Origin of the sequence: Halolactibacillus alkaliphilus (genome assembly GCF_900115465.1) — a bacterium.
Taxonomy (GTDB): Bacteria; Bacillota; Bacilli; order Bacillales; family Amphibacillaceae; genus Halolactibacillus; species Halolactibacillus alkaliphilus.
This window is the reverse complement of the sequence record NZ_FOWN01000014.1, coordinates 37,477-50,508: the sequence shown is the minus strand read 5'-3', so window position 1 is coordinate 50,508 and position 13,032 is coordinate 37,477. Positions and strand designations below refer to the sequence as shown.

General features: G+C 38.7%; 11 protein-coding genes. 10 read left to right on the top strand and 1 reads right to left on the bottom strand.

What is annotated here, in order from left to right; all coding sequences use genetic code 11:
• The first annotated feature begins 237 nt into the window (after window positions 1-237).
• The 7 genes from BM163_RS07355 to BM163_RS07325 all read left to right on the top strand — a co-directional run bounded on the left by BM163_RS07355 (window position 238) and on the right by BM163_RS07325 (window position 9,187).
• Window positions 238-606, top strand: a complete 369-nt coding sequence (locus BM163_RS07355; protein ID WP_089801730.1) for a rhodanese-like domain-containing protein — start codon at window positions 238-240, stop codon at window positions 604-606.
• Window positions 607-625: 19 nt separating this feature from the next.
• Window positions 626-889, top strand: coding sequence for a metal-sensitive transcriptional regulator (locus BM163_RS07350; protein WP_089801728.1), 264 nt, complete (start codon window positions 626-628; stop codon window positions 887-889).
• A gap of 146 nt (window positions 890-1,035) precedes the next feature.
• Window positions 1,036-2,487 (top strand): spore germination protein, encoded by a 1,452-nt coding sequence (locus BM163_RS07345; RefSeq protein ID WP_170243682.1) that lies wholly within the window; start codon window positions 1,036-1,038, stop codon window positions 2,485-2,487.
• 3 nt (window positions 2,488-2,490) lie between these two features.
• The gene (locus tag BM163_RS07340; protein WP_089801724.1) at window positions 2,491-3,672 is read left to right on the top strand and encodes a Ger(x)C family spore germination protein; all 1,182 of its coding nucleotides are present in this window, start codon (window positions 2,491-2,493) and stop codon (window positions 3,670-3,672) included.
• Window positions 3,669-4,712: a GerAB/ArcD/ProY family transporter gene (locus BM163_RS07335; RefSeq protein WP_089801722.1), complete on the top strand. Its 1,044-nt coding sequence runs from the start codon at window positions 3,669-3,671 to the stop codon at window positions 4,710-4,712. Before BM163_RS07340 ends, BM163_RS07335 begins: the two co-directional genes overlap by 4 nt.
• An 89-nt stretch (window positions 4,713-4,801) precedes the next feature.
• Complete coding sequence (locus BM163_RS07330) at window positions 4,802-5,938, top strand: metal ABC transporter solute-binding protein, Zn/Mn family (RefSeq protein ID WP_089801720.1); 1,137 nt, start codon at window positions 4,802-4,804, stop codon at window positions 5,936-5,938.
• Between the two features lie 228 nt (window positions 5,939-6,166).
• On the top strand, window positions 6,167-9,187 hold the full coding sequence (locus tag BM163_RS07325) for a hypothetical protein (protein ID WP_089801718.1): 3,021 nt from the start codon (window positions 6,167-6,169) through the stop codon (window positions 9,185-9,187).
• 83 nt (window positions 9,188-9,270) lie between these two features.
• Here the strand turns inward: BM163_RS07325 and BM163_RS07320 are convergent, their stop codons facing one another.
• A complete protein-coding gene (locus BM163_RS07320) occupies window positions 9,271-10,425 on the bottom strand; it encodes a trans-sulfuration enzyme family protein (protein WP_089801716.1) in 1,155 nt (384 codons plus the stop codon).
• Between the two features lie 301 nt (window positions 10,426-10,726).
• Between BM163_RS07320 and BM163_RS07315 the strand changes: the two genes are divergently transcribed.
• The 3 genes from BM163_RS07315 (at window position 10,727) to BM163_RS07305 (ending at window position 12,965) form a co-directional block, all read left to right on the top strand.
• Window positions 10,727-11,485 carry an SDR family NAD(P)-dependent oxidoreductase gene (locus BM163_RS07315; protein WP_089801714.1) on the top strand — a complete coding sequence of 253 codons (759 nt, stop codon included), beginning with the start codon at window positions 10,727-10,729 and terminating at the stop codon, window positions 11,483-11,485.
• 67 nt (window positions 11,486-11,552) lie between these two features.
• On the top strand, window positions 11,553-11,711 hold the full coding sequence (locus BM163_RS14010; RefSeq protein WP_229675531.1) for a YjcZ family sporulation protein: 159 nt from the start codon (window positions 11,553-11,555) through the stop codon (window positions 11,709-11,711).
• Window positions 11,712-11,837: 126 nt separating this feature from the next.
• Complete coding sequence (locus BM163_RS07305) at window positions 11,838-12,965, top strand: hypothetical protein (RefSeq protein ID WP_089801710.1); 1,128 nt, start codon at window positions 11,838-11,840, stop codon at window positions 12,963-12,965.
• Window positions 12,966-13,032 lie beyond the last annotated feature (67 nt).

Here is a 13,032-nt window from a genome sequence, read left to right as displayed (position 1 = left end):
AAAACGACCGTCGCTTAATACAAATATCTAACCGTATGAAATCAAAAATTATATAAATGATTTCATGCGGTTTGTTTGTCCATATGAAGCTATGTCGAGCTGTGTTGTTGTAACGCGTCATCGTGAGAGATTAAAACGTGAAAAAAATCACAAATTTTTAAAGGGTTTTATTTGACTTAAATACCGTAACACGTATAAAATATAAGTAATGACTTATCCATCAAGGAGGTATAAAAAGTGGTCGTTGTATTCATACCACTAACAGTGTTTATAGGTTACTTGTTGTATGTGCGCTATGTGCCTGTTCGAGGTGTTCAATGTATAAGAAAAGATCAATTATCGGCTCAACCAGTGTTGGTTGATTTACGTGATTATAGTGATTCCGCAAAAGAAGTTGTTGTTGGTGCGGTTGCTCTTCCAATAGCCTATATTAAACGTCATCATAAAGGTCTACCAAAAGAAGGTGTGGTAGTGATTGCCTCAGATGAAGTAGAGAGAAATATTGGTATTCGGCTTTTAAGACGTCATGGGCATGCGGTAACAGGGTATGCGATTATCGATAATCCATGTAAATGTAAGAAATACTTAACAGAATTTGCATCGTAAATGAGAACGGAGGATGACGATGGATTACTCACCTAAAGCAATTAATCGAATGAAACGTATTGAAGGACAAGTAAGAGGTGTCCTTAAAATGATGGAAGAAGGAAAAGATTGTAAAGATGTCGTGACACAAATGTCTGCCATTAGAACAGCCATTGACCGCACAATGGGTGTGGTTGTGAGTTCAAACCTTGTCAGTTGCGTGCTTGAAGCAGAAAAATCAGGAAATGAAGACCCGCAAAAATTAGTAGATGAAGCTGTTCAATTGCTCGTCAAAAGCCGTTAAGTGAGGGCACCCCAATGGGTGTTCTTTTTTTATGGCTTTTTTTGCTTTTTCTATCTTTATTAAATCGAGGCTGTTGCTGCCTAGTATGTATGAATCTCCTGAAGTTTGTTGATACTACTAACGAAACTTTTAAAGGAGCGGTAACAGTGAGAAAACAGGTGGACATTGAACAAACAATGGCAATCATCGATAAAATAAAAAAAGATTTATATCACCGAGAAGATCTTGTCATCCGACCAATAACGGTCAATGACCAAACAGTCTATTTTATTTATTTAACGAACACCGTGGAGTTAAAATCAGAAGATCTTCAAGTGTTTTTTATCCGTTTATTGGTCGAGAAAAAACGGGCAAAAGAAACCGGATTATTACAAGCTTGTCTTCAACTTGGTCCCTCAGAAAAACAACAAACACCTCATGACTATTTAAATACGATATTGAACCATCAACTTCTCGTCGTCTATGACGAGGCTGTGAGAGTAAATATCGGGAAGAATTTTCACCGGGCCATTGGTGAAGTGAAAACTCAAGAAGTAGTAAGAGGGCCACGTGAGGCCTTTACTGAATCGGTTGTGGTTAATCAAGCGATGCTTAGGGAGCGGTTGAAAAATAAGCAATTAATGTTTCAATCGTTAACGCTTGGTACAGAAACAGGGACAGATGTGAAAGTCGTCTATTTAGCTGGAGTCTGTAAGAAAGAACATCTTGATGATGTTTTGAAGCGATTAAAAGAGGCGCAAATTGCAGCTGTTTTAGAAAGTCATTATCTTGAAACGCTCCTAGAGACAAAAGTTAAAACAGTCTTTCCGACCGTCTATAATACGGAACGTCCAGATGTTATTGCCGCGGGTCTTTTGGAAGGGCGAATTGCTGTCATAGTTGATGGCACGCCGTTTGTCTTGCTTGTGCCGTGTTTATTGTTTGATTTTATCCAATCAAGTGAAGACTATTATCAGCGGTCAGACATTGCCAGTGCCATCCGGATGCTTCGCGTGTTAAGTTTATTTATTGCTTTACTAACACCAGCTGTTTTTATTGCGCTAACATTATTTCATCAAGAAGTTATTCCAACAGCACTCCTTGTCTCACTTGCTGCCCAACGAGAGGGAATCCCATTTCCTGCTTTACTGGAAGTGTTGTTAATGGAGATTACCTTTGAACTTTTAAGAGAAGCAGGCGTAAGACTTCCTAGTGCGGTTGGTTCAGCGGTTTCAATCGTTGGTGCTCTAGTACTTGGGCAAGCGGCGGTAGAAGCTGGAATTGTCTCCAATGCGATGGTAATCATCGTCTCTATAACCGCTATTAGTAACTTTGTCTTTCCAAGTTATGACCTTGCGATTTCGATTCGCTTGTTGCGATTTGTGTTTATTCTACTCGCCAGTTTATTTGGATTGGTGGGGATTACGTTAGGTTTAGTGTTGTTAGTCCATCACTTAACAACACTTGATTCAATCGGTGTCAGTTACTTGACTGGTATCGCGCCTTATGACGAAACGGCACATGCTGATCTTTGGGTCAGAAAGCGTTTAGATAAGCGGCAACATCTCTTTACTATTAGGCATGTCTTTAAACGTGACAAAGTAAGAAAGGGAGTGTAATAGATGAAAAAAGTATGCATAAAACTGGTGTTACTAATATTGTTGTTGCCGCTTTTAACAAGTTGCTACTCTCAAACAGAATTAAATGACATGATGATTGCAACAGCAATAGGTGTTGACAAGTCAACCACGGGTTATGAGGTAACGCTACAAGTATTAAATCCATCTGAGGTTGCGGGAACATCGGGTAAAACAACACAACCAGGCATCAGCTGTTATTCTGAAAGTGGCGAAACGTTTTTTCATGCCATTAGACGCCTCACACATGTTACACCAAGGAAAATATTTTTAGGACATATTCGCTTTGTTTTATTTAGTGAAGGGGTCAGTCAAGACGGGATTATCGAGCCGCTAGACTTTTTAATGCGGGACCATGAAATGCGTAGTGATTTTGCTTTACTTGTGTCAAAAGATATTTCGGCAAAAAAAGTACTGGAAGTCTTAAGTCCAATTGAACAAATTCCCGCAAATAAAATAATTAATGGTCTTTCGGCTTCAGAGGATTTCTATGGCCCCTCATTAGAAGTGGAGTTAGAGGAATTTTATCAACATTATTTATCCGGTGGTATTGAACCAGTGATGAACGGTATAACCGTATTAGGTAACTCTGAGAGTGGGAAAGAAATGACCAGTTTAGAACAAACAACACCAAAAGCCGTGTTGAAGGTGAAGTATATCGCACTATTTAAAAAAGATATGTTTATTGGATGGTTAAATGAAACAGAAAGTCTTGGGTTTAATTACTTGATCAATGAAATTGACAATACTGTGATTGTTGTGATGACAGAAACAGGTGCTTATACGTTCGAGGTGACAAAAGCAGAGACGAAGATTGAGTTAGTAAAACCACCTGCTTCGTTCAACGTTGTAACGACTCTAAACGTAACATTAGGAGAAGCCCCAACGGGCTTTGTAAAAGGAAAAGAAGGGATAAACCAACTCACAAGTTTAGTCGAGGCCAAAGTAGGCGATTATATGTCAAGTTGTGTCGATCGACTCCAAGAAGAACAAACGGACAATGTAGGTTTCGGTCAAGTTGTGAACCGAAAAGCACCTAGCGTGTGGAAGGTGGTAGAAGAGGAGTGGGAGACGCTGTTTCCAACAATTACTGTGGATTACCAAGTAGATGTTGAGATGACGCACAACGGTCAATTGTCAGATGATGAAAGTGAGGATGAGGGATGAAGTTAACGGAGCGTCAATTTAAATGCTTGTTGTATTTCTCGTTTTTAGGAAGTAAAGTATTGTATTTCCCTAAACTCACCATTCATTATCTTGATCAAAATGGATGGATAGGTATACTTCTAGCAGGCGTTTTAGCGAGTGTTTTGATCTTCATTATTCCGAAACAATTGTTTCAGCTCTCGGCTGCTGGGCCTATTATTCGTCTTTTAATATATGTTGTGGTAGTCATCTTTACGTTGCTCTTATTTATCTTGGAAGTGATCATCTTAAGTCAATTTATTACGTTACATTATTTAATGGGTACACCGACACGTGTGATGCTGATTGTTATGCTAGTAGTTGTTCTCCTATTAAGTCGCTATAAGCTAGAACATGTTGGTCGTACGGCGGAAGTCTTGCAGTTTTTACCGACGCTATCCGTTATCATTATTTTTTTAATGGCCTTTATGCACCTTGATTTTCAGACGCTCATGCCTCTTTATTTGAATGAACCTATGAACCTCATTAAAGGCAGTGGGGTATTTTTTTTCATCGTCTTTGCGGATGGATTTGTGACGCTGCGCTTAGGGGAATATTTAAATGATACTTCTCGCGTGCGTACGCTCTATCTACAGACACTGTTAAAAGTGCTGCTAATTTATTTGACGGTAACAGTTATTACACTCATGTTCTTAGGTGCCGCGCTAACAAAAATATCAACGTATCCTTTCTTTCATATGTTAATGAATATCCATTGGTTTAGAATAATTGAACGGATTGAGACGATTTTTTCTTTGTTTATTATTGTGACGAGCGTGATTAAGCTCACAGTTTTTCTATTCCTTATTTGTCATAGTCACGGTTTTAAACACACGGAACGCTTTCAGCACATTAGTCGATTTATTGTGCTCTTAGGATTATTCTATTTGTCAGATTATTTTTTAAAGCCACCCATCGTTATTTATCCATGGTTATACGATACTGGCGCCCTTATTTTTCTTGTGCTAACGCTCGTTTTACTGCTAGTTTATCAATTGGCGCGAGTAAAATATAAAAAATAAATAAACAAAACGTAACCATTACTGTTTACAAAGCGTAACGGTTACGATATACTATTTCCCGTAGAATATATTTAGAGGGGGAATAAACATTGAAACGATTCGGACTAGTGTTCATCGTCACATTGTTAACGATACTAACTGCTTGTGGTCAAGCAGAAGAAACAAACCAAACAGAAGAGATAACGGGAGATAATCATCAAGAAAAATTAACCGTCATGACAACCATTTACCCACTTCAGTTTTTCTCAAGTGAAATTGGAGGAGAATTTGTAGAGGCGACATCTATTTTGCCGGCAGGTAGTGATGCCCACACGTATGAGCCAACATCCAAAGAGATGATTGCGATTGCTGGTGCTGATTTATTTATTTACAATGAAAAACAATCAGAGAGTTATGCGACTAAAATTGAAGAAGCACTTGCTGATGAATCTGTAATTTTTCTAGAAGCATCAACAGGACTTGATATGATCACTTATTTACATGACCATGCTCACGAGGACCCTAGTCATGCAGATGACCATGCTCATGACGACCACGGTCATGCAGATGACCACGCTCATGACGATCACGGTCATGCAGATGACCATGCTCATGACGATCACGGTCATGCAGATGACCACGCTCATGACGACCACGGTCATGCAGATGACCATGCTCATGACGATCACAGTCACGAAGACGACCATGGTCACTCACATGGTGATTACGATGCGCACGTCTGGCTAAGTCCACAGCTATCTATTGAATTAAGTAAAAATATTTTAAATGAACTTATTGCTCTTATGCCAGAGGAAGAGGCTTACTTTACAGCAAACTATGATGATTTAGTCGCACGCTTAGAAGCATTAGATGAAGCATTTGCCACAGCTTTACAAGAAGTACCAAATAAAACGATTCTTGTCACACATGCGGCTTATAATTATTGGGCACGTGATTACGGTATTGAACAGCTAGCTGTGACGGGTTTATCACCATCAAATGAGCCGTCTCAACAACAATTAATTCGTTTAATTGATTTAGTGAAAGAACGCCAAATTGATACGCTTTTGTTTGAACAGAATATCTCATCACAAGTGTCAGAAGTAATTAAAGATGAGGCTGGACTGGAAACGAATGAACTGCATAATTTAGCAACGCTGCGCACGGAAGATATAGATAATGATGAAGACTATTTCTCATTAATGGCACGAAATTTAGATGTATTAGTCGACGTATTGAGTAACTAATCAAGACGAAATAAAGATGACATAGGCTGAAAGACTAAGGCCTTATGTCATCTTTTTGTTTATCGTATAAACTTTACTTTAGGTTACTTCGGTCTTTGTCGATATAATAGGGTAAGGAATAAAGGTCATTTATCATGTGGTATCTTTATACAAACACATATAATGAAACAATCATTAGACGCGATGCGTTGCAGAAGTCAGTCACAGATATTTCGGGAGGTTATACATATGAAACATAAATTAGCACTTATTAGTGGGGTGTTAGCCGTCAGCTTATTGTTGCCGTTTTTATCACCTTTTCAGTTTTTTGCTGAGCTTAATTCTAGAGAGCGTCATACCGCTTTTGAACAGGAAATGTCGGTTAGAAATGCGGTTTATTTAAATTATTCTGACATTGAAGAATACTACAATGCATCAAACAATCGCTTGACTGTTCGAGATGCGATGTATGGCTATGGTATTTATTATGATAAATTTGATTTTGGTGTTTTTAATGATAATACCACGTTTGCTTTAAGAAATGGTTTTCTTGCGGCATCATTCTCGCCAGAAGTCGTCTCAACAGACTATTCCTTGTTGTTGACATATGACCAAGGTGCGCCTTATACCGCTGTTGATAACGAAGGTCATTCAGTGATGAATGGTGTTAAAATTACGCCGCTATCAAATCATATGCGCTACTTTGCGGATATGTATGAAAAAGACAATCAAGTCCAGGCGATTAATCGCGTCGGTACGAGTCAACTTCAACTTCGTACGAAAGCCGGTTTACAAAAAAGACCCACGCTTGTGTATAAATCAAATGGTCAGTATATAGAAGATTTTGAGACTCCGATTTTTTATGATGCATCAAACGGGGATGTTATTTTTAGTACCGAAAACAATGATATTGAATTCTTACTTGTAGAAAATACGCAGCCTGTGTCTGATTTTACGTATTTTACAGAAACAATTTACGATAAATACTTTAAGACAAGTGCTCAAAATGTTCAGGTGAATCAAATCGCGCCGGTTGTGTTTAATTCGCCTGTTGTTAATAAAGCTCTTAAGCAGAAACGCCTATTCTTTAATAAAGGGGATGCGTCGCTCCAGCTGCCACCGTCGTACCTTCCTGAAACTCAGGGTGAAAGTTTGAAGTTACATGCGGCACTTAAAAACAACTATTCACCTAATGCGAGTGCTATGGGTATTGGTCAATCCGTTGATATTAACATGCATCAGTTAGTTGAAACCGATCAAAAGGTGACATCAAAAGAGATTACGACTTATAATGCGCCAATCACATATTCGATTCCACTGCCTGAAAAAGCAGAAGATGAAGAGTTTTACTTGTACCGTAATTATGAGTATGTTCAAGATGGCCGTGAGCTTATTGTCCGTGAATATTACGTTGTAAATAAATATGATTATGAAGAAGAGAATGCACGTCTAAGTGCACCTATCTATCACCCTGGTAACTATATTTTTGTAAAGTCGTCTGAGAAAATTAATGGTTTTATCGGTCCGAAAGGTTTTGTTTATGAAGAACCTGAGGTACCAGAAGAACCGGGAGATACAGAAAATCCAGACAACCCAGACGAAGAAGAACCTGAAGAACCAGAAACGCCAGCACCAGACCCATCAACATTACTGATTATTGATAATGATAATTTACCACTGTACCGGTTAACAAACGGCGATATTTATACGTTTGATAAAAACAATGTGATTATTTTAGGTGAAGTATTAAGTCAGTTAGGGACAGGCGATGTATTCCGTGCCTCACATGACGGGTTAGTCGTCTCGGTGCCAGAACAAGTGTTAAAACTGAGACATTTTTCAGGTGATCAATTTAACTACCGAATTAATAAACTAGCCGATACGTCTGACTTCACTGGCTTGCGCGTTCGAAGTCATGCGTATGATTTCAGATTAACTAACAGTGATCAAGCGTTTCTTTCAAGTTTCCCAACGTCATCACAAGTAACGATGGAGTTTGATGTAAATCAAGCACAAATATCCAATCCTGAAGGACTGAAATATGCGACAATTGGACCGAATGGTCAAATCTATATTGAAGACATTGCGGATTATATCGCATCTACGGGTACGGTAAGGATCCGCCCGAAACAAACAGGTAAATTTGTGATTATTGAGGAGATTGTTGAAAAAGATCCGGACGATAATGACAACGACAACGATAACGATAATGACAATGATAACGACGTTAATGACGATTATGAATATGAATCAAATGCCGTTGTTATTGAACAGGCGAACTTAGCGACGTATCAAGGTGGCAATGGTCATTTATCTACCCGTGGAAAAGATATTGTTTATGTGAATAAAGATGTTCTACAAACATTAACAAATGGTGAACGATTGATGACGAGTCATGACAACGATGCATTAATGGTCGATTTTCCAAATGGACTTCTGACAGCGGATTTCTTCAAAAATGATAAATTCATCTTTCGACTGACAAAGGCAAATGATCAACCAGGTTTTGATGTGTTTAATTTAAAGAGTGATATTTATCGCTTAAATGTATATAACACATCAGGGCGTTATCGTGATAGATTTCCGGCGCCAGTGACACTTACCTTTGATGTAAGTGGACAAACCATTGATAATCCTAAAGGCTTACGATTTGTTCGATTAAGTGAATCAGGTGAGTTGTCACTCCACCCGATTGCCACATACGATGAAGCAAAGGAAGAAGTCACCATTAAAACAGATACGTTTAGCTTTTATGCTATTATCGAAGAGATTGTGGATGAAGATGTGATACCTGATGAGGATGATTCTTCTGATAACGACAATAATAACGATAATGACAATAATAGCGATGATAATAACGATAACGACAATAATAACGACAATAACAGTGCTGACGATGATCAAAATGATGACGCCTCTGGAGATAGTTCAAATGATCCGGATGGCGAGGGTAACGGATCGACGAACAATGACTCAAATCAGAGTGATGATCAATCAAATGCTGGTACATCTAATAATACGAATCAAAACAACGGTTCAGCGACGAACGGCTCAACATCGAATGATACGACCAATAGTGGTTCTAATGCGACAAATACTAATGGGTCAACTGCGGGTTCAAATGAATCAGCGACAAATACAAATGGTATGTTGCCTAATACAGCAACATTACGTTATAGCCTTATGGCCTTTGGTCTATTATTGATTGTTTCAAGTAGTTTATTGTACGTCCTATCACGTAAAAGTGACAAAGCATCAGGAAAAAAATAAGTTAAAGCTTGGTCACAACCAACGCAATCTAAAACAGCCGCGTAACCAGTAGACAGGTTACGCGGCTGTTTCTTTGGGGTTCTTTAATTAGAAACAGGCCCTACGCTAACAGATAAGGCATGGGTAAATGCTTGAATAATGTCTTCACTCGCTTCGATTCCAACAGAGATCCTAACTAAGCCCTCAGTAATACCAAGTGATTTTTGTACATCCTCAGATAGTGCCCGGTGAGAGGTTGTTTTTGGGTATGACACGGTTGTTTCTACACCAGCTAAAGTCGGAATGATTTTTACAAAGCCTAACGATTTGAAAAATGTTGAAACATTGATGGTTTCAGCCAAGTCAATTGACACGATGGCGCCGTTTCCTCGAGGGCTTGCATTTTTAGGGTAGTAGACTGTTTTAACATCCTTGTGCTTTATTAATGCGTCAGCTAATCTTTGCGCATTACTCACTTGTCTTTCCATTCTTAAAGCTAGTGTTTTAATGCCTCTGACTGTGAGCCACGCTTCCATAGGCGCTAGTGTAGGTCCTAAGTGGATCGCTTTAGTACGTGCTTTTTTAATTAAATCCGTATCACCCACGACGACACCTGCGGTGATATCACTATGGCCACCTAAGTATTTCGTGGCACTATGTACAACTAAATTAACCCCTAAATCGTAAGGTGTCATAAGGTAAGGTGTCGCAAACGTATTATCCACCATCGTTTTTAACTGATGTGCCTTACTGAAGCTCACAATGGCTGCTAAGTCCTCAACATAAAGCAAGGGGTTCGTAATCGATTCCGTATACACTAATTTTGTGGTAGATTTAACGACTTTTTCTACTGCCTCTAAGTCTTTAAAATCAACAAAAGAGACGTCGATTCCAAGGCTCGTCAGCTCGGTTTCAAATAATTCATATGTTCCACCATAAATATCAGTAGAGGCTAAAATATGGTCACCTGCCTGACAAACAGATAAGACACCTATTAAGATAGCTGAAAGACCTGAAGCTGTTGATACCCCGCTCGGGGCATTTTCTAATTGGCTAACAAGGTAGGCAAGTTCATCAGGATTCGGATTACCTACGCGTGAATATAAATAATCCGTATCCCCGTTATAAAAAGCTTCAACATCATCTAAGTCTTTAAATGAAAAGGCACTTGTTTGATAAATAGGTGTGACTTTACTGTTGTGCGGACGATGTTTATCTTGTTTAAAATGAACGGTTTTAGTTTCAAATGATTGAGACAATGATGGTTCCCCCTTTTATATATATGCTCTACTTTACGTTAAATAGCCTCTCTTTATCAAGTGTTTTGTATGAAAAGTGTGATAATTCTGTAAAAAAAGCGTTTGATGAGCACTATCTCTGACTGCCCAACAGCTAAAGCAGTGTGTTTTCTTCGATGGATTTCTGTAAGAAATAACAAAGGAAACAGGGATGACCGAGAATAGATCAGTTAAATGTATGGAGGTCACCGTTTATCAAGCATGTAAATTGCGCTATAATAAGGGTAACCCTAGACACCATGGGTGAAAAGGAGGGCTTCCTATGAAGTATGTGATTATCACTGGAGCATCAAAAGGTCTTGGAGAAAGTGTTGCACGATTATTCTTACAAGAAAAAGTTCGCGTGATCGGTATAAGTCGAACAAAAAATGTGGACTTGGAAAACATTAGCCAAGCTTTAGGTGTAGAATATACACACTATCCATGTGACCTTGCCTCATTAGAGGCGTTAGAAGATACATGTGATAAAATCAAGACACACGTTTTTAATAAGAATACAGAGAAGGTTTACTTGATCAATAATGCGGCCACGGTCAATCCAATCGATGTAAGTAAGCGCCATAGCCGTGAGGCTATTGAAAGGCATGTCAGCTTAAATATCACCGCGCCCATGTTTACAACCTCTCGCCTGTTGCATGATGCTGAGAAATTCAGCACACCTGTCGTTGTCGCCAATATTTCATCTGGAGCAGCAGATCGTTCAACATATGGCTGGAGTTTATATGGTGCTTCAAAAGCGGCAATCAATCGTTACACGAAGACGGTGGCTTTGGAAGTAGATGAGCTAAAAGAGCCACATAAAGTGATTATTTTTGATCCGAGCATTATGGATACTGCGATGCAACAAACGATTCGTCAAGCATCAGAAGATCAGTTCAAAGAAGTGGATACATTCATTGGCTTTAAAGATAAGGACGCACTTAGACATCCGGCCTTGGTTGGCCGTGTCCTTGTTGACCTGTTGTTAGCTGATGATCGATTAGTGAATGGTCAGTATTACCGAATCCATGATTATGTCTAAGTAACAATAACCCAGTCCATTTTCTTTCTAGTACATACACTATCAGTGTAAGTAGGAGGTGAGGAAAGTGGGCTGTCATGAAAAATGTTATGATAAAGGATGCGATAAATGCCAACCACCAAAGTGTTATCCGCCAAAATGTCAATCTTCACAATTTAGTTTGCTTGTTGTCTTGTTTATTTTACTCATTATTATTGGTGCATCCATGGCAAAACCGTATTGTTAAAAGAAAGAGGAGCATGATAGACGAGAAGAATCGGTTAGAAAACGTAATGGATTCTTCTCGTCATTATAAGGTGTTTGTATCGTTACATAGGCAAAAGAAAATAGTATGAGGGAGGAAATCGAATAAATGGAAAGAGATAGTTATTATAAAAGGCTAGGTACCACAGCTAAAGCGTCTCAAGCAAGAATCATTTATAGGTATTATGAACAGGTAAAAAAATTCCCAAAAGAAGTTGATCTAGAAACTAATCGGCGAATAGAAGAAGCTTTTCAAGTGTTAGGCAGTGCTGAAAAACGGATGGCTTATGATCGCATCAGAAAATATAAGTATAATGTGAAAGATTTAATGCTTCACGGACTTCGCTTTCTCGGGGAGGATGATGTAACAAGCAAAACACATATGACTGCCGCTTTAATGTTAGAACCAATCGATCATAGTACTGTGTTGTTTGGTGTGAGTCATTTGTCAAAGTTTGCGATTGAACAAGAAAGGATAACTGATTTCATAGAGCGGTATGAAACATTGATTTTAAATCAAGACCGCCACTTAAAACATCAGCTGCTTAAATATTTAAGCGCCGTTTATAGTTTTAGTGACGATGAAGACCGTGGGTTTGACATATCAAGTGAGTATGTTAAACACCTAAAGTCACCAACCGCTGATGATGCTCCGGTATTGTTATGGTATTTTGATTTACTTTTGCAACGTAATCAAACAAAGGATATTCTTAAAGTACACAAGCTACTAAAAGAACTTTTGCCTACTTTACCTGATGATGAATTTACTGATCATCTTTATGATCAGCTAACGGAAATGTTTACCACGTATTATCAGTTAGGTTTGTTTACGTATGGCTGTTATGTACAAGAACTACAATTGGCGATGATTCCTGACAAACCCGCTCTTAGAGACGGTTTAAAGGATATGAAAGCCTTAGCCCAATTAGAAAAAGATTACGAACGGGCGATGATAGATTCAAAAATCAACATGAGCGTTGTCCTGGATCTCACCCGGCTACTTTTTAAAGGACATGAACGGAAAAAAATGTTGGAAGATGAGTTATTTGAACAAGGGTATATTTATGAGTTGGCAATAGAAGCAGAAGCAGACCTTCACGCCGCTGGTTTGATGCGAATTAAAAAAAGCTATCCGCGCTTATATCGTGCGTATAAAGACGTTTTTGATCGTGAGATTAGTCGGTTTACTGAACATTTGTCACGTGAAGAGAAAAGAAGATTAATGAAATTGACTTAACGTAGTCAAGAAATCAATCAACGTATGCGTAGCTAAAAAGGTAAAGGACGTTTTTTTCGTCGTTTAC

Excerpts from the sequence above, each read along its gene's own strand:
- BM163_RS07350 (WP_089801728.1), top strand. The coding sequence starts at position 626 with ATGGATTACTCACCTAAAGCAATTAATCGAATGAAACGTATTGAAGGA.
- BM163_RS07340 (WP_089801724.1), top strand. The coding sequence starts at position 2,491 with ATGAAAAAAGTATGCATAAAACTGGTGTTACTAATATTGTTGTTGCCG.
- BM163_RS07335 (WP_089801722.1), top strand. The coding sequence starts at position 3,669 with ATGAAGTTAACGGAGCGTCAATTTAAATGCTTGTTGTATTTCTCGTTT.
- BM163_RS07325 (WP_089801718.1), top strand. The coding sequence starts at position 6,167 with ATGAAACATAAATTAGCACTTATTAGTGGGGTGTTAGCCGTCAGCTTA.
- BM163_RS07315 (WP_089801714.1), top strand. The coding sequence starts at position 10,727 with ATGAAGTATGTGATTATCACTGGAGCATCAAAAGGTCTTGGAGAAAGT.
- BM163_RS07305 (WP_089801710.1), top strand. The coding sequence starts at position 11,838 with ATGGAAAGAGATAGTTATTATAAAAGGCTAGGTACCACAGCTAAAGCG.